Source organism: Paenibacillus sp. AD87 (assembly GCF_001659845.1).
Classification (GTDB): domain Bacteria; phylum Bacillota; class Bacilli; order Paenibacillales; family Paenibacillaceae; genus Paenibacillus; species Paenibacillus marchantiae.
The window spans coordinates 1163706-1184480 of sequence record NZ_LXQN01000007.1 but is presented as its reverse complement, the minus strand read 5'-3'; the positions used below and the strand labels follow the sequence as shown (position 1 = coordinate 1184480).

The window sequence follows — 20775 nt, the reverse complement described above, 5'->3', positions numbered from 1 at the left end:
TCTTTTATTTACAATGGATAACAGCACAAAAAACAGCCCCTGCGAAACATGTTCGCAAAGACTGCTTGGTTGGTATATAAGTTGAACTAAAGAATATTTACACTTGCCACTCCGATGACAGAACAACCTTCCGATCGCTGTTATCCCCAGATTTTTTTGATTCGCTTTTATAAAAGTGAAAATCTGGGGATAAAGGCGAACGCTCCGCTTCTCCAGCTTATTTCTGTCCTCTACGTTCTCGTGTAAATAGTTAGTTCAAATTATATAGGTCCTGTAAATAACTGTTGTTACTTAATGGAGCAAGTCATGCCCGCTGTTTCCGTACGCCCTTGTTCAATCAAACGATACGCCCGCTCTACTTCCTCATCACTTGGAGAAGGAACTCCATCGAGCGGATAGGCTTTCCCCAGCGCCTGCCATTTGTAAATACCCATCTGATGATAAGGCAGAATTTCGAACTTTTCGACTCCATTTAGCGTTCCAATAAACCGCCCCAGATTGAGCAAGTCTTCTTCCTCATTGTGAATCCCTGGCACATACACGTGGCGAATCCACATTTTTCGTCCATTGTCCGATAACCATTGTGCGGTTCGCAATGTTCTCTCGTTGGATTTGCCTGTCAACTTGATATGTTTCTCATCATTGATGTGCTTCAGATCCAACAAAACCAGATCTGTGTGATCTAACAAATCATGAATTCGATCCGGTTCATTGAAACCGTTGCTGTCCAGCGTAGTATGCAGTCCCCAGCGGCGTTTCGCTTCTTTGAAAACTTCGGCTACAAAATGAGACTGTAATGTCGGCTCCCCGCCGGATACAGTAAGTCCTCCGCCGGAACTGCGATAGTAGGACAAGTACGGCTCGATTTCAGCCAGTACCTCCTCCACGCTCATTTCCCTGCCACCATCGAGTGCCCATGTATCCGGATTGTGACAATACTGGCATTTGAGCAGACATCCCTGCATAAAAAGCACGAAGCGGATGCCTGGGCCGTCAACCGTCCCGAAAGTTTCGAGTGAATGAATATGTCCATTAACCATGCTGCCTCTTCCTTTCTGTATCGCATCCGCTGTGCGTTTAATATGGAGGTTCTACTCCTTTGAACCGTTGAGAAAGCCCGAGTTACATCGAACCGTGGAAGGTCCGGTTAATGACATCGAGTTGTTGCTCACGTGTCAGTTTGATGAAGTTAACCGCGTAACCGGATACCCGTACTGTCAGCTGCGGATAGTTTTCCGGGTGATCCATCGCGTCAATCAACTGCTGGCGATCAAATACGTTCACGTTCAGATGGTGTGCCCCTTGACCAAAATAACCGTCCATCATGGCAACCAGATTGGATTTACGTGTGTCTGACTCTTTTCCGAGTGCTTTAGGCACGATGGAGAATGTGTTAGAGATCCCGTCAAGGCTGTGTTCGTACGGCAATTTGGCTACTGAGCCAAGGGATGCCAGTGCACCTTTTTTGTCCCGACCATGCATTGGGTTAGCTCCTGGTGCAAACGGTTCGCCTGCTTTACGACCATCCGGTGTTGTACCTGTTTTCTTGCCGTACACTACGTTCGATGTGATGGTCAGTACAGACTGTGTTGGGATCGCATTACGATATGCTTTGTGTTTGCGAATCATGCCCATGAAGCTTTCCACCAGTTCTACCGCGATGCTATCGACACTGTCTTCATTGTTACCGTAACAAGGGAAGTCGCCTTCAATTTCAAAATCAATTGCGATGCCTTGTTCGTTGCGGATCGGTTTGACTTTCGCATACTTGATTGCGCTCAGAGAGTCTGCTGCAACCGAGAGACCAGCAATACCACAAGCCATCGTACGTACGATGTCGCGGTCATGTAAGGCCATTTCAATACGCTCGTAGCTGTATTTGTCATGCATATAGTGAATGACGTTGAGTGAGTTCATATACAGTTTGGCAAGCCATTCCATCATCGGTTTGAAACGTTTCATAACTTCATTGTACTCCAGCACTTCGCTTGTGATCGCCGGATATTCAGGTCCAACTTGTGCACCCGATTTCTCGTCACGACCGCCGTTGATTGCATACAGCAATGCTTTTGCGAGGTTGGCACGAGCGCCAAAGAACTGCATTTGTTTCCCGATCTTCATCGCAGATACGCAGCAAGCAATACCATAATCGTCTCCATAGATGGGACGCATCAGATCATCATTTTCATACTGAATGGAGCTCGTTTCGATGGATACTTTCGTACAGTATTGTTTGAAAGCTTCCGGAAGCTTGGTGGACCAAAGTACAGTAAGGTTCGGCTCAGGTGCAGGACCAAGGTTGTTCAGGGTGTGTAGGAAACGGAAGCTGTTTTTCGTAACACGGGTTTCTCCATTTACGGACATGCCTCCGATGGATTCAGTTACCCATGTTGGGTCTCCACTGAACAATTCATTATAATCCGGCGTACGCAGGAATTTGACGATACGCAGTTTCATAACAAAATGGTCAACCAATTCTTGAGCTTGTTCTTCAGTTAGCAAGCCTTCTTGCAAATCACGTTCAATGTAAATATCAAGGAACGAAGAAACACGTCCGAGCGACATCGCCGCACCATTTTGCTCTTTGATCGCAGCCAGGTAACCGAAGTAGAGCCATTGGAACGATTCTTTCGCGGTTGTGGCTGGCAAGGAAATATCAAAACCATGCATTTCACCCAGTTGTTTCAACTCTTGCAATGCACGAATCTGTTCGGAAAGTTCTTCACGGAGGCGAATGACATCTTCATCAATCACATCGACTTCAAGTGCATTCAGTTCACCTTTTTTATTTCGAATCAGGAAGTCCACGCCATACAGAGCTACCCGGCGATAGTCACCGATGATCCGGCCACGGCCATAAGCATCAGGCAGACCAGTAATAATTCCTGCTTTACGTGCTGCACGCATGTCGGATGTGTAAGCATCAAATACGCCCTGGTTATGTGTTTTACGGATGTTCGTAAATATATCAATAACGCCTTGAGGCATTTCAAAACCATAAGCTTCACAAGCATCAATCATCATGCGAATTCCACCGAATGGCTGAATGGAACGTTTGAATGGGGCATCCGTTTGAACACCAACAATCTGTTCTTTGGATTTATCCAGATAACCTGGTTGGTGGGAAACAATCGTTGCTGGCGTGTTTACGTCAACATCAAGTACCCCGCCGTTATCGCGCTCTTTTTTGGTAAGATCAGATACGATATCCCATAACTCTTTCGTATTCTGAGTTGCACCTGCAAGAAATGCTTCATCGCCATAGTAAGGTGATAAGTTGCGTGCCAGAAAATCATTCACATCTACGGATTTCGTCCATGTTCCTTTGGTAAAGTTTCTCCAGCCTGTTTGTTGTTTGACATCTTTTTCGATCACCGACATAGTAATCCCTCCACAAATTTGGATTTCCGGACACATGACAGGATGCTACACTCGTCTCATCTGTGCCCAGAGCCGCGATTAATGTGATAAATTTCACATGTAAGCCGGAACATGTTCTCTCTACTTGGGAACCGGAACCGCGGATGAATGTTTTTCTTACATTTTCAGTATACGTCTTTGCTCTTTCATCATCTGTGATTTTTATCACAAAGTTTGTGACCATCCTCACTCCACCTGTGCTGTGTCATGGTAAATCCTAAAAATTCACACTTAGCCACTGCGCGAACAGAACAACTTCCGATCAATGTTCAAACCCGATTTCCCCGATTGAACAATATAATTTGAACGAAAGGATATGTACACTGGCCACTCCGAGGATAGAACAACCTTCCGATCGCTGTTACCCCCAGATTTTTTTGATTCCCTTTTAAAAAGGTAAAATCCGGGGATAAAGGCGAGCGCTATCGCTTCTTCAGGTTTTTTCTCTCCTCTCCGTTATCGTGTAAATTTATGATTTAAACTATATAGCATAGAAGGTTGAAATCGTGCTTGAAAGAGAACGCTTCGCTTCTTCATTTTTTTTCTTCCCTCTTCGTTATGGTGTGAATACCTGGTTCAAAAAGTAACATCACGGATTCCGTGTAACCTCTTTTAAAAAAGACAACTGCAAGGAATACGTTTTACCTTTTTTACAGGAAAGACGGCAATCGGGGCTCCCCTTTCGGGGAACCCTGACTATATCTGCCTAAAACCTGCTGCTGCTTTAGTTGTTATTCAAACTTGCCGTAGAAAGCGTTGCGGTATACATCTGCCAGTTCAGTGACGAGTGGCAGTTTTGGATTAGCTGTGGTACATTGGTCCTCGAATGCGCGGTCTGCCAGATAATCGACATGTGCCTCAAAGTCTTTGGCATCGAATCCGATTTCCTGGAACGACTCTTCAATACCCAATGTTTTGTTCAGTTTGCGAATAGCATTGATGAGGCTGGTAACCCCTTCTTCTGTCGTACGTGCAGGCAATCCCAGAATGCGGGCAATTTCGGCATAACGCTCATCTGCAACAAAGTGCGAATATTTCGGGAACGATGCAAACTTCGTCGGTTTTTTCGCATTGTAGCGAATGACGTGCGGCATCAGGATCGCATTGGTACGTCCATGTGCGGTATGGTACTGACCGCCCCATTTGTGTGCCAAGCTGTGGTTAATGCCCAGGAATGCGTTGGCAAAAGCCATACCGGCAATCGTCGAAGCGTTATGCATTTTCTCACGAGCCAATTTGTCACCTTGCAGCGCAGATTGCTCAAGATATTGGAATACCAGTTGAATCGCTTTGATCGCGAGTCCATCCGTGTAATCATTCGCCATGACGGATACATATGCTTCAATGGCGTGAGTCAATACGTCCATACCTGTATCCGCAACAGCGGTTTTAGGCAGAGAGTAGACGAATTCCGGGTCTACAATGGCTACATCTGGTGTTAATTCGTAGTCTGCCAGTGGATATTTCGTATTGCCTTGATTTTTATCTGTAATAACTGCGAACGATGTTACTTCCGAACCTGTGCCCGAAGTTGTCGGGATCGCTACGAATTTCGCTTTCACGCCAAGACGTGGATATTTGTAGATCCGTTTGCGGATATCCATGAATTTTTGCTTCAAATCATTGAAATCCGTGTCAGGATATTCATAGAACAGCCACATCGCTTTGGCAGCATCCATCGGTGATCCCCCGCCGAGAGCGATAATGCAGTCTGGCTGGAAGCGGCGCATCATTTCCGTACCGCGGTCTACCGTTGTTGTGGATGGATCGGGTTCAACATCAGAGAACACTTCAATAGCTACCGGCATTTGACGTTGACGCAGATAGTGCTCTACTTTTTCCACATAACCAAGTTTGACCATCATGGCATCCGTAATAATGGCTACGCGTGTGATGTCCGGCATTTTGGCAAGATACTGTGTTGCACCTTTTTCGAAGTAGACTTTATTCGGCACTTTGAACCACTGCATATTCACGGTACGGCGAGCCACCCTTTTCACGTTGATTAAGTTTACAGCGGTTACGTTGGAAGAAGTCGAGTTACGTCCATACGATCCGCAGCCCAATGTCAGTGACGGCATGTTAGTGTTGTAGATGTCACCGATGGCGCCGTGTGTGGATGGCGAATTCACGATAATCCGTCCGGTTTGCAGGCGATCTGCGAATTTGCTAATGACTTCTTCGTTCGTCGAATGAATAACAGAGGAGTGACCCATGCCGCCAAAAGCAACCACTTCTGCTGCACGCTCAATCCCTTCAGCTGCCGTTTTCACTTTGTAACAAGCCAGTACCGGGCTTAGTTTTTCAGCCGACAACGGGAATTTTGTACCTACCCCTTCAATCTCGGCTACGAGAATTTTGGTGTTAGCAGGGACCTCGATACCGCACATTTGCGCAATGCTGACTGCAGATTGACCAACAATCGCCGGGTTCACCGCACATTTCTCAGCATTAATCGCACCTGCGGTCAGTTTCGCTGCCTCATCCTTGTTGACGAAGTAACAGCCGTTCGCGATCATTTTCTTTTTCACCTGATCGAAGATCGGTTCTTCGATGATGACTGCTTGCTCGGAAGCACAAATCATACCGTTATCGAACGATTTGGACAAAATCAGATCCGTTACTGCTTGATTGATATCTGCGCTTTTCTCAATAAAGCAAGGTACGTTCCCTGGCCCTACGCCCAGTGCTGGTTTACCACAGCTGTATGCAGCCCGTACCATACCTGATCCGCCTGTTGCCAGAATGAGCGCCACATCGTTATGATTCATCAGTGCGTTTGTGCGATCCATGGAAGGATCATCAATCCACTGGATACAATCCGCTGGAGCACCATGCTTCACTGCAGCATCAAGCAGGATTTTGGCGGCTTCCCGGCTACAGTTCTGTGCAGATGGGTGGAAACCGAAGATGATTGGGTTACGCGTTTTGATGGAAATCAGTGCTTTGAACATCGTGGTGGATGTCGGATTCGTTACCGGGGTAATCCCCATGATGATGCCGACAGGCTCCGCAATTTTCTGGAAGCTTTCGTACTCGTTATCTTCGATAACCCCTACTGTTTTGTCATATTTTATGCTATGATACACATATTCTGTTGCAAATATATTTTTGGTGATTTTATCCTCATACACACCCCGACCTGTTTCTTCCACGGCCATTTTGGCGAGCATCATATGTTTGTCCAGACCTGCCAGCGCCATCGCTTGCACGATGCGGTCAATCTGTTTCTGATCCATGGACATGAATGCTGCATGTGCTTTATTCGCTTTGTCAATTAACGTTTGAATATACTGACCTGCTGTCGGTTCTTTTACTGGGGCGACTTCGTTCTTTACAGCCATCTCCCTCATCCTCCTAAAGGTTCGTATTGGTTTGTCTCTCTTCTTTACATTCACATCGTACCATGGGGAAAGAGTTAATTATGTGATTTTTTTCACAAAGTATAACAAATTTAATTTAAGTTTTTTAGTGTCTCTCACTTAGCCATTTACACTTCCTATTTAAACTATAGGGCTGTCAGATTCATCCTCTCCTTTCGAAAGTGAATTTAATCACAATGTTTGAAATTTCGCCATTTTTGCCCCCTTTCCACGCCCCTCAAACGGCAAGATAAGGTATATACTGAACTTAAAAATTGAACCACCGCAATTTGTACCGTCCTTCCCGGCCGAGAGATGACCCTGATCAGGACGGCAACGGTTTGCGGCGAACCACGGGGGCCAGTCCAAGCTGCAGAAGGCCGTCCGATGGACACAAAGGGGAGATAGACTTATGAGAGAACAACTGAGTGTACTGGAAAAACGCGGAAATACAAACTGTTTCTCGGAAGCGAATTTCAACCATCTGCTCGTAACGATGAAGGACAGAACCTATCCGGAAGGAACCCATCTGTATTGGGAGGGAGATGTCTCTGACAAACTATATTATATGAAACGGGGACGTGCCCAGATCACCAAATCCACGGATGAAGGCAAGGAACTGATTATGTATATGTATCAAGCCGGTGATATGATTGGGCAGGCTGATCCGTTCTTCGGATCGAAACACAGCTTTTCGGCGGAAGTGCTGGAGGATAGTGAGATCGGTGTACTGGAGCATAAAGACCTGGAAATGCTGATCTGCCAACACTGTGACTTTGCGATCGATTTTATGAAATGGATGGGTATCCATCACCGGTTAACCCAAACCAAATTCCGTGATCTGATGTTATATGGCAAACCGGGCGCACTCTGCTCCACGCTGATTCGATTGTCCAATTCCTACGGCGAGCCCCATGGAGAGCATGTCATGATTCATAAAAAAATAACACACACGGATCTGTCTAATATGATTGGAGCGACCCGTGAAAGTGTCAACCGCATGTTAAGCGATTTGCGTAAAAAAGACGCCATTGAATACGATAACGGCATGATTGTCATCAAGGATCTGCACATGCTCCAGGGCATCTGTCACTGTGAATTGTGTCCTAACGAGATTTGCCGAATCTGACGCTTTTCCCGTCTTGTAAAACATTTGATACGCAAATGAAAAAAGCCCATCTTCTATAACGAAGATTGGGCTTTTGTTATGCTTAAGATACAGTAGTCAACTCGAGCTTTACTGCATCACGTGGATTCAACTTCATGTCCAAACCGTTTTCCATCAGTTCTTTATCATTCACCATGATCATCCAGCGTTGGTTCATCCGGGGAATTACATTTTCAACGGAAACAACGAATTTGTTGTTCTCCGACATTCTTACAATCCCGCTGGACTTCAATACATCACGCACAGTACATTCCTGAACATACACCCCGGCATATTGACGATTGAGATTTGGCATAATATTTCCACCGCTCACCTTGAGTAATGTTGTTTGGTAAACAACATCGTCTCCCCCACTGTCAGCGGCTTTTACATATATGATCACTTCATCTTTGACATGAAGCTCCATGTCCCAATTTTCCGGATCAATATCCTTGCCATTCAGTTTGACCGCCCAGCTAAGTGAGGAGTCCAGAGAAACTTCCCCCACGGATTGGATCCGCTTTCCATCTGCTGTAAAATCGACAAGTCCACTGTTCAACAGTGCTTTCTTGAGCGTCAGACCTTCACTAAAATCTCTCTTAATGGACTTCGTTGCGTCAGGCAAAAAAGTACTGCCATCCACTGCCACAGTAATAGTATTCTGCGATTCGGTCTCTTTGACGATTGGCTGTTCGGAAGGCTGTGTCTCGCTACACCCGGCTAATATAACCAGAATAAGCAGACATATACCTATGTAACCGGGGATTCTCTTCTTCATGTAGGTAACACCACCCTGCGTAAAATCATTCACCCTGTTGTCCATAACCTCTATTATGGCACAAAATTCATGCAAAAAAAGTGTCAATGCCGTTACTTTTCATCCAGCAGCGTCCATAACTGGTTTGTACAACACAAAGAACCTGCAAGCAGGCCCTTTGGCTCCTAATTATTATTAAGGTCTATTAAATAGCATGGTTACTGAACACAAGCCTGCATGTAGGTACGGCCTCCGTCTCCATCCTTCAGATACGGGTTGAGCCCAAAGAACTGTTCCTCCGACACATAAACGCCTGTCAGCAAACGCCCTTCAAGTAATCCACCGTCCACCTGTACACAGAACGAAGGTGCATCCACATATTCCTGGTAGAGCGGAATCTGACCCGATGAATGGTGTACCTTGGATACCTTGCCTTGCTCGTGCAGCGGCCGTTCAGAGAAATAGGTAGGTACAATATAACGGGCAATCACATCCAGCTCTTGTACAGTGTAGAAGGTGTCATCACCCAGCCAAGGCGCAAGCATGCGGATCTTCTCATATTGAGACCATACAATCGCCTGAATCAGCATCTCCGCTTGAAAAAAACGCCCTTCGCCCACATCCAGATACACACGTTCTTCATGAACGTTGGCTTCGGCCTGAACCCCGATGGAATCGGGTTGTCTCAGTTCACATCCAATACATTTCCAGCCTCTTGCTGTCTGAATCCATTTTTGCAGTACCGCCGGAGCCATTACCTGACCATTGCTATTCGTGGAATGAGTCTTCTCTCCTGCAACATCATCCTTAACCGACGGGGAATATGAGGTTCGTTTAAATAGCTCCGCAGCTTTTTTGTAGATTAAATGTACCTGGATGGATGCGCTCTCAAGTTCTGCAATATCTTGCTTGCCGTAGCGTACTTCACGGGATAAGCTTTCTTCTCTCATGACAAGTGGCCTCCTCGCTCCGGCCGCCTGCGGCCATTTTATTTACAATTATACTACAACTCGCGACAACATGTGCAGGACCCTTAAGACAAAAACTCCTGATTTCCACTGGAAATCAAGAGCTTTTATCCCATCAGTTCACTTAGTTTGAGCCGGGGAAGCTGTTACTACTCAACCCACTGCTCTGCCCAGTCTTGAATTTGATTCATAACGGGCTGTAGCGCCTTGCCTTTCTCTGTCAGTTCATATTCAATACGAACTGGCGTCTCCGGATAGACATGACGGATCAAGATTCCTTCGCTTTCCAGATCTTTCATCCGTTCTGACAACATCTTATCACTCATCGATGGAATCAGGTTCGAGATATCCTTGAATCGCTTCGAACCACTCATCAACGTTTGAATAATCAGACCGTTCCAGCGCTTACCCAAGAAAGAAAACGCCGTCTCAAAGCGCGGACACATCCGCAGATCTTGGCCTTCCACATTAATCACCTCTTTAGAGATCACTCAACTTACGTTTAGTTAGTATATTTCATAATAACATATTTAAGTCTCAAAGAAAACGTCTGCCACTAAAAAGTTAAAATTTTAGAAGCATAACTCAAATTCGATGATACAACTCAGTATACATCACATGGGACAGCGGAACCATGGGAAAATATCGTCTAACTCCCATGTAGCTATCTTACCCAAAAAGAACCCAGCTGCCACAGTCATACTTGACTTGGAGAAGGGTTCTTTGGTATATCGTTTATTTTATGCGTTCACACAGCCAAATTGCAGCTTAAACCAGCACGTTACCAAGTGATCTTACAGGCTTGCTGAAGCCAAATTCCGGCTTAACGTTGCGCGTAGGATATGCCCACTTCACTCCATTGCTGATCACTTTTAAAATTTCCGGATTGTAGAAGGTCGGGTATGTTTCATGACCTGGACGGAAATAAAAGATTTTGCCTGAACCGCGGAGGAACGTACATCCGCTCCGGAATACCTCTCCACCTTGGAAGTTGCTTACAAACACAAGCTCATCAGGCACTGGAATATCGAAGAATTCCCCGTACATTTCTTCTTTTTCCAGAATAATCTTGCTATTAATACCCTCGGCTATTGGGTGGGACGGATTTACACACCAGATAATCTCCTGCTCATTGGCTTCACGCCATTTCAGATCACAACTTGTGCCCATCAGTGCTTTGAATGGCTTGGAGAAGTGACCGGAGTGCAAAACAATTAACCCCATACCATCCAGGACCCGCTGTGCAACCTTTTGTGTAATATCGTCGCTCACGCGATCATGCGCCATATGTCCCCACCATATAAGCACATCTGTAGAATTCAACACCTCATCACTTAATCCATGCTCAGGCTGATCAAGTGTTGCAGTGCGAATGGCAAAGCCTTCCCCTCCCAGTCCGTTTGCCAACGCCATGTGCAAACCGTCTGGATAGACTTCCCTTACTTCATCGTGAATTTTCTCATGGACAAATTCATTCCAAATGGTGACGTTAATCATATTCAATTTCCCCCTAGTGTAACTCTAAACCCACCACATATCTCCCAGCGGCTCTTCAATCAATACTTGTTGGAGATTTTGCACAGCTTTAGAGAATCCTTCTTCTACCGACATCAGACCATCTTCGTGTTCAATACTTACGACATAATCATATCCAACCAGACGCAGAGCGCTAATAATATCAGCCCAAGTCTTGTTATCGTGACCATAACCGACCGAGCGGAATTGCCAAGCACGATCAAGCATGTTTGTATAATCCTGCATATCTGTTACACCATATTTGTTCACGTTAATTGGATCAATAGTTGTATCTTTCGCATGGAAGTGATGAATCGCGCCTTCACGTCCCAGAATGTGGATCGCTTGCACCGGATCAATACCTTGCCACCACATGTGGCTCGGGTCCAAGTTAGCGCCAATCACTTCGCCTGCTGCTTCACGCAATCTCAGCAAGGTAGCTGGTGTATGCACAGAGAATCCACCGTGCAGTTCCAGTCCCACTTTCACATTGTGATCTGCAGCGAATTTGCCCCACTCTGTCCAGTAAGGGATAACTTTGTTGTCCCATTGCCATTTAAGAACTTCCTGGAAGTCATTCGGCCATGGTGCAACAGGCCAGTTCGGATATTTGGCATCCTCATGGTCTCCCGGACAACCGGAGAATGTGTTTACAACAGGCACTTCCAGTTTCTCAGCCAGTTCTACCGTCTTAACGAAATCATCGTGGAATCCTTTCGCAATATCCTTTTGTGGATGAAGCGGGTTACCGTGACAGCTCAGTGCGCTGATGGTCAGACCGCGAGATTCTACTGCATTTTTGAAGTTTTTCAATGCTGTCGGGTTGCTCAGAAGCTCATCCGGTTTACAATGAGCATTCCCTGGATGTCCACCAGTTCCGATTTCTACTGCTTTCAAACCTTTGGATGCAACATAGTCGAGTGCATCCTCCAATTTACGTCCTCCGAATAGTACCAAAAATACGCCGAGTTTCAAGTGCGATTCCTCCCTAGATTAATATCATATTAATTGCTGGTTTTATGAACCATGAACTGCATAAATATACCGTTCAGATCACATAATTGTATCGTTATTGTGGAAAATCAAGAGCTTTTCTATCCTGAAAATAAACGTAAGAATACTGGTTATTTCATTGGAAATGACATCCGGTCGGTTTAGTCGAAATAAACCGCTTTGCCTGTCTGAGCAGACTCGTAGATCGCTTCAAGAATCTGAGTAACCACGATGGCTTGTTCAGGTTTTACAACTGGATCTTTGTCTTCTATGATCGCTTCAAGCCACATTCTAGCTTCACGATCCGCTTCATTTTCTGCACTACCGGAATAAAAAGCAACCCCGCCTGCGTCCAGATCTACCTTAGTTTCAAACAGACGGCTGCGTTTCTCGCCATTGATACGCAGACCATCTTTCATATCCGCGCCACCTTCTGTTCCGCAAAGCAGTGATTTCGCTTCGCCGAACTCAGCTACGTTCAGCGCCCAGCTGGACTCGACGATAATTGTAGCCCCATTCTCCATCGTCACAAAACCAAATGCAGAATCCTCTACCTTAAATTGTTCCGGGTCCCACGGACCAAAAGCATTGGCCGCATTCTCACGTTGACCCAGCTTGTGGAAAGTTGAGCCCATAACACTCTTCGGCTTGTAATTATCCATCAGCCAAAGAGTCAGGTCCAATGCATGCGTACCGATATCAATCAGCGGTCCTCCACCCTGCTTTTCCTCATCAAGGAACACACCCCAGGTAGGTACAGCACGGCGGCGAAGTGCAATCGCCTTACCGAAATAAATATCGCCCAGCTCGCCTTCTTCACACATTTGTTTCAGGTATTGGCTGTCATTGCGGAATCGGTTCTGATACGCAATAGACAACTTTTTGCCTGTACGTTGTGCGGCTTCCAGCATAGCCTGCGCTTGTGCAGACGTCTTCGCCATTGGCTTTTCACACATTACATGTTTGCCCGCCTCAAGAGAAGCGACCGTGATCACGGAGTGGGAGTCGTTTGGTGTACAAACATGTACCACATCGATGCTTTCATCCTTCAGCATCTCGTGATAATCCGTATATACTTTGGCTCCCTCAGCACCGAATTCGGCTGCTGCCTCCTCCGCACGTTCTTTCACAATGTCACAGAAAGCGACCATACGGCCTTTAGATTGTTTGGACAGGCTGGGCATATGTTTACCTTTGGCGATTCCGCCACAACCAACGATGGCGATATTAAGTACTTTAGACATGAACAAGTCCTCCATTAGCGGCATATTTTCTAATCCAGTTCATACTGCTCTCGATGCTTTGCAGTGGAGGATTCTGACATACATCCTGTTCCACAACAAGCCACTCGGCTCCCGCCTGATCTGACGCTGTAGCTACAGCCCCCAAATCTACCTCACCTTGGCCGAATTCCACTGTAAGGACTTGACCTTCTGAACGGCACATGTCTTTCCAGTGGACCAGTGGCAAACGTCCCGCATACTTCGCGATGACTTCCGTTGGCGGGTATCCTGCGGCGTGAGCCCAACACGAATCCAGCTCCACTTGCAGATGGGAAGCGGTTACGGTATCATACATCGCGTATAACGCCGGCTGCCCCTCAACCTGCTCTGTAAATTCAAAATCATGATTGTGATACATTAACACCATGTCCTGAGCTGCACATTTCTCACCAATCTCATTCAGGGAAGCAAATACGTTATCCCATTGTCGTTGTTCTTCCGACAGATAAGGGACAATCAGGTTTTTGTTTCCGATGGCTTTGTGATAAGCGATCACGCCATCAAGATCCTCAAGCAGACTATTGTACTGAACATGGGTACCCACAATCTCCAGACCGAATTCATCCAGAATGGCCCTTACTTCTTCCGGGCTATGCCCGTAAAAGTTATGGAACTCCACACCTTGATATCCAAGCTCTGCAACCTTGGCAAGTGTACCTTTGAAATCGCGTTCCAGTTCATCACGTACCGTATATAGCTGTAATCCAACCTTCAACATTTACCGGTTCACCTCATCCAAGATCAATTAGTGTGACTGTACAGCCTCTGACTGATTTTCATCTGTATTGTTTTTTGCTCCTGCTTGATAAGTGCTCTCCATTTGGATGTGTTTGCCCTCAAGCGAGGAGCGCTGGAACGCATGCATAGCTTCAAGCACATGGTAGGCGAGCTTACCGCTGGCTTTGTGTTCGCGTCCGGCTCGAATGGATTCAACCATTTCGGTAACGCCGATTCCGCGCTCGTTCTGTCTGCTTTCAAAAGCAGGCGTCACAGTCTCCCATGTGTCCTGACCGAATCTGCGCAGCTTCACTTCCCCGTTAAAAAAGTTGGGATCCGGTATGCTCATCGTACCTTCGGTACCGTAGATTTCAATCCGTGGCAAATCCGAAGCACCCCGGATATCGAAGCTGGTGATCATTGTTGCAATGGCACCTTCCTCAAAATCAATCGTTCCTGCCAAGTGTGTTGGCGTCTGTACCTCAAGAGATGTACCTTCCTTCGGACCGGAACCAATAACGCGGTCTGTGATCTGTACACCTGCCGATGAACTGATTCTGCGAATCGATCCAAGGAGAGTAATCAGAGCGGTCAAATAGTAAGGCCCCATATCGAACATCGGTCCGCCACCAGCGACATAAAAGAACTCCGGATTCGGATGCCAAGCCTCCGGCCCTCCACCCATGAAGAATGATGTTGCCGCAATCGGTTTACCGATCAGTCCTTCTTCAATAGCCTTGCGGGCAGTCTGAATACCTGAGCCAAGGAACGTATCCGGTGCTGAACCCACATACAATCCTTTTTCCTCAGCCAGTTCGATTACCTTGCGACCATCCTCAAGAGAGATTGCCAGTGGTTTCTCGGCATACACATGTTTGCCTGCTTCAAGCACAGCCAGATCAGTCATGGCATGACTGCCAGGAACCGTGAGGTTTAAAACAAGCTCAATTTCGTTATCTTGCAGCAACTCATCTACATTGTAAACGTTTGCGATATTGAATTCATCAGCTCGTTCTTGTGCCCGTTCACGGATCAAATCCGCGACAGCCACCACTTCAATGAGAGGATTATCTTTAAAATTTTCAAGATAAATGGCGCTAATGTTACCGCAACCAATAATACCCGCTTTCATTTTCTCCACAGTGATGTTCATCTCCTTATGAATGGTGAGAACCTGTAAATTTGCATATTTGGAATTGAAGGTTTTACGCTTAAGTGTTGCACTTGAATTTAATACTATGGTATTCCGTTTCGGCTTCAATTAAAATGAATAATATGATCGAAACATGAACTATCTGGTCATAATTTTCAAATTGCAAGGAGTATGCCAATGCCGACTGATTATTCCTGCCAGGTTCTTACAGCAGGCTTCTCGTTTCATCGCAAACCTTATATAGGCTTGCATCCTGAGGGAGTAAAGAATTACTTGTTGAGACTCCAGACGGACGGACGTTGCCGAGCACGTGTAGACGGCACCATGTCGCTTGTTGATGCGGGTGATCTGCTTCTGTTTAGTCCAGATGAGCCGTATGAACTGAGAATAGACAAAGAACAAAATCCGATGGGTGAACGACTTGTGGAGAGTGGTGATTACCATATTTTCTTCAATGGGGACTGGGTGGATGAGTGGTGGAAACATCACAAGCGGCCGAACCGGATCAAGGTGCAGCTGACCGAAAGCCTGCTTACCCTGTTTCGACAGCTCGTACTGGAGCAGCGCCGTATTTCCAATCCGTACCCTGAAATCGCCAGTTATTATATGCGAATTCTTTGTCTTGAAGTGGATCGTATGCTCTCGGAGCATCCGACGATTACCAACACCAACTATGTGGCATATGAGATTAAAAGTTACATCGAGGAGAACGCTTCTTCTCTATTCAAGCTTGAAGATATAGCCACCCATATTGGAATCAGTGTTTCAAGGGGAGTTCATCTCTTCAAAGAAGCTTTTGGTAAAAGTATTATGCAATATACACTGGATGTACGACTGAACATGGCCAGGGAACGGATCATTTTTAGTCCAATGACACTCGAACATGTAGCCGAATCTTCCGGCTTTAACAATTATACGTATTTCCACCGGGTATTCCGCTCCCGGTTTGGCATGTCGCCCAAAGAATTCCGCGTCATTCACCGGGAACAGATGTAATCGCTTCATTAATACGTATACGTATTATCCGTAACCGAAACTTATTTGCGCGCAGCAATCGCCTCGGATACAACCATAGCCAGATCTTCGTTGCCAAACATGGATAGCACGCCCAATACGGTGTCGTCCGGAATGTCACCGGCTTCCTCCTTGGATACAACTAGCTTCAGCACCTGCTGCAAACGCTCGTTGCTCAGTTGTTCCGGGTAGGCTTGCCGGTACATCTCTTCCGGATCCAGTCCCTGATTGACACACCACTGGGAAAATACCAGAATCATCATTTCCTCTTCCTGTTTATACGTCTCAATTACAGCTTCCTCAATCTGTTTGTTGCGTTCTTTTTCATATTCATCCATGGTGTTATTCTTCCTCCATTATCGTTTAATGAATCATTGGTGCGGAAGGCTTCATTTATACTCCCGCACGACCTTCTGCAAGATTAACCGCGGATAAGCTGTTCAGCCAGGTCATGACTGTCCATAACGTGACTTGCACTGATGGCACAGTCATCCGGGGTTTCAAGATTTGCCAAAAATTGATCAATCGCTCCCGTGAATCCTCTTCGGGTCAAAATACTTTCCCAGCTGCCAAAGGTTTCCTTGCGTTCCTGTGCACCGCGTTCCTCATACTTCGCTATTTCCATGTTCAGCACTTCTACCGATCTTCCCCCGCCATACAGCTCAAGCTTCTCCAGATCCGCTCCTGCTTGGCGTATCATATCGAATCTGCCATATGCCGTTCTACCCAACTTGGCTGATCCTGCGGCGTGCAGCAGACGGTCCAAGTCATTTTTACGTATCCACTGATGGAGCAGCTGCACATTGTGATCCGAATACCATAACATCAGGTCAAGAATATGAATCAGATCATCATAGATAGTTTCCGCAGCGGGACGATCCTGAATGCCTGTACGATGTTTAGTAACTGTCAGCGATTCAAAGCCTTGTCCAGCCTGCATCCATTCCTTCGCGTTTTGATACAAAGGTGCAAATCTCCGGTTAAAACCTACCGCCAAAAGAAGACCCTGTGCTTCCGCAAATGCGGTCATTTCTTCCGACTCCCGTAACGTATAGGACAGCGGTTTGTCCACGTATACTGCCAGCCCCCGTTCCAAACATTGCATAACGATGTCAAAATGAGCTTCTGTCGCTGTATGTACAAACACCGCATCCAGATCCCAGGACAACAATTCTTTCATATCCGTTGTTCCATTGTTCAATCTATAGGTATGCTGTATTTCCTTCACCTGCTCGGGAGAACGGTTCATAATCCCCGCAATTTCCACGTCCGAGTGGGCTGTCAACAGCGGCAAATATACTTTACGTGCAATGTCCCCGAGTCCGATGATCGCAGCACGGGTTCGCTTGGTTGTTTCCATTATGATCATTCCACCTTCAGATGAGTTCTATATTTCTACGTCCTATAGTGTAACCCTTCAGGCAGCAACATGCCAGTGATTGCAGCTAGAACCGCCATGAATTGTCCATCCTTTGGTTGAACGTGGTAAACTTTAGAGAGAAAGCAATACGGATTGGGATACAGTAAGACCTTCCTGGTCTGAAAGGAGCGTTTGGGATTTTGCGAAAATGGTTATGGCTCCTCTTATATGTTTTACTTGCTGGAGTCACGTTTATTTACAGATATGAACTGCTGACCTGGACCGATCTGCATCAGTCCATTCCACTTTTACTAGCCATGGCGACATTGTTTGCTCTTGTACCCGTAATTCCGTACAAAATCGTCATTATTGCCTTTGGCTATAGTTACGGTACTGCAACAGCAGCCTGGATATGCTGGCTTGGGACCACATTTGCTGCAATGCTGGTATACACCGGAGCGAGGACGATATTCCGAAATCAGGCCAGATCCTATCTCGAACGCATTCGGGGTTTGAATCGATTTACAACATGGATGGAGGCTCATCCCTTCATGGGTATCGTGTCTATGCGACTGCTGCCCATCGTGCCCCAAATGGCGGTTAATATCTACGCGGGCATTACCTATACCCCATTCTGGGTCTTCATGGTTGCGACGGCAATTGGCAAACTGCCTGCGATTTTTGTTTTTGCCTATGCAGGTGCACAAGCAGAAACATCAATCTGGGTGAGCCTGCTAATCCTTGCCGGTTATCTGGTGTTCATGACGATAATATTGCTCTTGTTTCGCTTACGCTCTCGTAAAAAAGCCTAAGTGGGAACAGTCAGAAACATTTCAGACTCATCCTCTTTACGATCCTGCTTGGTTGGCTTGCCAATTCGGGATATAATAGAAGAGTAAGCCAAAATATCATTCTTCATCAGAAATGGAGTGACTATAGCATGGAACAACATACTAGTGAAAAAGCAACTTTTGCAGGCGGGTGCTTCTGGTGTATGGTATCCCCCTTCGAGGAACTACCCGGTATTCATAAGATTGTATCGGGTTATACAGGAGGACATACGGAGAACCCCACATATGAGGAGGTCTGCTCGGAAACGACTGGTCACGTAGAGGCCGTTCAAATTACATTCGACCCGGCCATCTTCCCATATGAGAAGCTCGTTGAATTGTTCTGGCAACAGATCGACCCAACGGATACGGGTGGACAATTCCATGACCGTGGATCATCGTATCAGACGGCCATCTTCTATCACAGTGAAGAACAACGCCAGATCGCAGAAGCTTCCAAAGCAGCTTTGGCACAAAGCGGACGTTTTTACAAACCAATTTTCACACCGATTTTGCCAGCGAAAACGTTCTATGAAGCAGAGGAGCATCACCAAGGGTACCATCACAAAAACCCTGCGCACTACAAACGGTACCGTAAAGGTTCTGGACGTGAAGACTTTATCGAAAGCAACTGGTCCGGCAAAGTGGATAAAGACGGCCTGAAAGAGCGTCTGACGCCGCTGCAGTTCGAAGTTACCCAGAAAAACGCAACCGAACCAGCATTTCATAACGAGTTCTGGGACCACCATGGTGACGGAATTTACGTGGACATCGTATCCGGTGAGCCACTGTTCAGTTCCACCGACAAATACGATTCCGGCTGCGGCTGGCCAAGCTTCACCCGTCCACTGCGGGACTATAATGTGAAGGAAAAAACGGATCTCAGCCATTTCATGATTCGTACCGAAGTGAGAAGTCGTGAAGGGGATTCCCATTTGGGTCACCTGTTCAATGACGGCCCTGCCGAAGCTGGTGGAATGCGTTATTGCATCAATTCCGCAGCCCTTCGTTTTGTACCCAAAGAAGACCTAGAAAAAGAAGGATATGCCGAATACGCCGTACTGTTTAATTAAGTAATGTTTCATTGAAGTACGGAATTTAATAAGCGCTAGCGAATCGACCGCACCTTAAGAGGACAATTAACGTGGAATACTAATTTTAACGAACTTCAGTCACGTTATTCGGTTGAAATCTACGAAAAAGCCTGAAGCAGCACATGTAAAGCGATGAAATAATGACTCTACGATTCGTTAAACCACAGACTTGAGGGAATTGGAGCTATTAACTTGTGCTCAGTTCGTTAGACATTAATTAAGACTAAAAGGGGCTTCCCGTCATCTTTATGACATACGGGAAGCCCCCTTTTTAGTTTGCTTTTTTTGTATATAGATTGAAATTGGCTTACATCATACTCACAATCCAGCCGATCCAGTAAGCAAATGGAATCAATAACAACTGCGCCAACAATGTACCAAATAAACGGGATACAAGCATACAGCCATAGATCTGATTCATTCGATCCAGCCGAATTTCACCACGCAGAGATTTGTCGCTGAGCAACGAAATACGAGGATCAATAAGGATGGTTAACAAAATGGTCGCTACTCCATTAATGAGTCCGGTGGATTGCGAAGCAGCTACAGCCTGACCCGGATAAAGATACGCAGCGTACAGACTGGACAGGACTCCAGTCGTATAGATTGCTGTTACCGCTATGTTCAACGTCATTAGACGTCTGGGCATTCCGTTGTGTACCAATAACTTTGCCATTTTCCATGATGGCGGGGTAATATAATACATCGCGTTTTTGAGCTTGCTACGTTTCATCAGTCCTCGAACCATGGAAGGAATCGATCCTGCCGCCTCAAAATGAACGACCATTCGGGAAGCGAGCTTGACCATCGTTGGAAAACTTAGAATAGCCAAGGCCGTTCCTATCGTAGCCGCACCCATCAGCCAGTGCAGTTGCGCTGCAAAGTGTGGGTTCCCTCCATTCGCCGCAGTATCCACCAGATTGCCTACCATCGGCCCTTGGGCCATATTGGAGGTACGCGACACCAGCAACAAAATTCCGGAGAGGGACAAGGCCAGCGCTATTCGGCGAGTGCGTAATCCCCCAAGGCGCAGTGCATAGGACAGGCTGTCAGCCGCATGAATAAGCATGGTAAATAACATGGGAATGGCTAGGCTCAAACTAAACACATGTAAATCTCCTTATCTTTTTCCTAATGTACTTCTATTGTAATTTCAAGTATG

At 46.2% G+C, this 20775-nt stretch carries 18 protein-coding genes; 4 read left to right on the top strand and 14 right to left on the bottom strand.

Features of this window, described 5'->3' with window-relative positions; all coding sequences use genetic code 11:
- Positions 1–287 precede the first annotated feature (287 nt).
- The 3 genes from pflA to adhE form a co-directional block, all read right to left on the bottom strand.
- Complete coding sequence (gene pflA, locus gpAD87_RS05370) at positions 288–1040, bottom strand: pyruvate formate-lyase-activating protein (protein ID WP_064636696.1); 753 nt, start codon at positions 1038–1040, stop codon at positions 288–290.
- Positions 1041–1122: 82 nt separating this feature from the next.
- Positions 1123–3381, bottom strand: a complete 2259-nt coding sequence (gene pflB / locus gpAD87_RS05365) for a formate C-acetyltransferase (RefSeq protein WP_064636694.1) — start codon at positions 3379–3381, stop codon at positions 1123–1125.
- Between the two features lie 770 nt (positions 3382–4151).
- Positions 4152–6764, bottom strand: a complete 2613-nt coding sequence (gene adhE / locus gpAD87_RS05360; RefSeq protein WP_063565667.1) for a bifunctional acetaldehyde-CoA/alcohol dehydrogenase — start codon at positions 6762–6764, stop codon at positions 4152–4154.
- A gap of 430 nt (positions 6765–7194) precedes the next feature.
- On the opposite strand from adhE, the gene gpAD87_RS05355 reads away from it, so the two are divergent.
- Positions 7195–7911, top strand: a complete 717-nt coding sequence (locus gpAD87_RS05355) for a Crp/Fnr family transcriptional regulator (protein ID WP_063565666.1) — start codon at positions 7195–7197, stop codon at positions 7909–7911.
- Between the two features lie 82 nt (positions 7912–7993).
- Here gpAD87_RS05355 and gpAD87_RS05350 read toward each other — a convergent pair whose 3' ends face one another.
- From gpAD87_RS05350 to gpAD87_RS05315, 8 genes are all read right to left on the bottom strand, one after another.
- Positions 7994–8707, bottom strand: a complete 714-nt coding sequence (locus gpAD87_RS05350) for a hypothetical protein (protein ID WP_063565665.1) — start codon at positions 8705–8707, stop codon at positions 7994–7996.
- A gap of 197 nt (positions 8708–8904) precedes the next feature.
- A complete protein-coding gene (locus tag gpAD87_RS05345) occupies positions 8905–9636 on the bottom strand; it encodes a hypothetical protein (protein WP_064636692.1) in 732 nt (243 codons plus the stop codon).
- Positions 9637–9803: 167 nt separating this feature from the next.
- Positions 9804–10100, bottom strand: coding sequence for a winged helix-turn-helix transcriptional regulator (locus gpAD87_RS05340; RefSeq protein ID WP_148661829.1), 297 nt, complete (start codon positions 10098–10100; stop codon positions 9804–9806).
- Positions 10101–10422: 322 nt separating this feature from the next.
- Positions 10423–11151, bottom strand: coding sequence for a ThuA domain-containing protein (locus gpAD87_RS05335; protein WP_064636690.1), 729 nt, complete (start codon positions 11149–11151; stop codon positions 10423–10425).
- A 24-nt stretch (positions 11152–11175) separates the two neighbouring features.
- Positions 11176–12144, bottom strand: a complete 969-nt coding sequence (locus gpAD87_RS05330) for a sugar phosphate isomerase/epimerase family protein (protein WP_024631039.1) — start codon at positions 12142–12144, stop codon at positions 11176–11178.
- Positions 12145–12323: 179 nt separating this feature from the next.
- Positions 12324–13406, bottom strand: coding sequence for a Gfo/Idh/MocA family protein (locus gpAD87_RS05325; RefSeq protein ID WP_064636688.1), 1083 nt, complete (start codon positions 13404–13406; stop codon positions 12324–12326).
- Positions 13399–14163 (bottom strand): sugar phosphate isomerase/epimerase family protein, encoded by a 765-nt coding sequence (locus gpAD87_RS05320; RefSeq protein WP_064636686.1) that lies wholly within the window; start codon positions 14161–14163, stop codon positions 13399–13401. The genes gpAD87_RS05325 and gpAD87_RS05320 overlap by 8 nt, the downstream gene beginning before the upstream one ends.
- 27 nt (positions 14164–14190) lie before the next feature.
- Positions 14191–15303: a Gfo/Idh/MocA family protein gene (locus gpAD87_RS05315; protein ID WP_064636684.1), complete on the bottom strand. Its 1113-nt coding sequence runs from the start codon at positions 15301–15303 to the stop codon at positions 14191–14193.
- A 189-nt stretch (positions 15304–15492) separates the two neighbouring features.
- On the opposite strand from gpAD87_RS05315, the gene gpAD87_RS05310 reads away from it, so the two are divergent.
- Positions 15493–16311: an AraC family transcriptional regulator gene (locus gpAD87_RS05310; RefSeq protein ID WP_063565659.1), complete on the top strand. Its 819-nt coding sequence runs from the start codon at positions 15493–15495 to the stop codon at positions 16309–16311.
- 41 nt (positions 16312–16352) lie between these two features.
- Here the strand turns inward: gpAD87_RS05310 and gpAD87_RS05305 are convergent, their stop codons facing one another.
- Together gpAD87_RS05305 and gpAD87_RS05300 are read right to left on the bottom strand one after the other, a co-directional pair.
- Positions 16353–16667 (bottom strand): hypothetical protein, encoded by a 315-nt coding sequence (locus tag gpAD87_RS05305; protein WP_064636682.1) that lies wholly within the window; start codon positions 16665–16667, stop codon positions 16353–16355.
- 83 nt (positions 16668–16750) lie between these two features.
- Positions 16751–17689, bottom strand: coding sequence for a Gfo/Idh/MocA family protein (locus gpAD87_RS05300; protein ID WP_064636680.1), 939 nt, complete (start codon positions 17687–17689; stop codon positions 16751–16753).
- Between the two features lie 200 nt (positions 17690–17889).
- On the opposite strand from gpAD87_RS05300, the gene gpAD87_RS05295 reads away from it, so the two are divergent.
- Both gpAD87_RS05295 and msrA read left to right on the top strand, forming a co-directional pair.
- Positions 17890–18501: a TVP38/TMEM64 family protein gene (locus tag gpAD87_RS05295; RefSeq protein WP_064636678.1), complete on the top strand. Its 612-nt coding sequence runs from the start codon at positions 17890–17892 to the stop codon at positions 18499–18501.
- A 128-nt stretch (positions 18502–18629) separates the two neighbouring features.
- Positions 18630–19592, top strand: coding sequence for a peptide-methionine (S)-S-oxide reductase MsrA (msrA, locus tag gpAD87_RS05290; RefSeq protein ID WP_064636676.1), 963 nt, complete (start codon positions 18630–18632; stop codon positions 19590–19592).
- A gap of 328 nt (positions 19593–19920) precedes the next feature.
- Here msrA and gpAD87_RS05285 read toward each other — a convergent pair whose 3' ends face one another.
- Entirely contained in the window at positions 19921–20721 is an 801-nt protein-coding gene (locus tag gpAD87_RS05285) for a lipid II flippase Amj family protein (RefSeq protein ID WP_231952449.1), read from the bottom strand.
- Between the last annotated feature and the right edge of the window lie 54 nt (positions 20722–20775).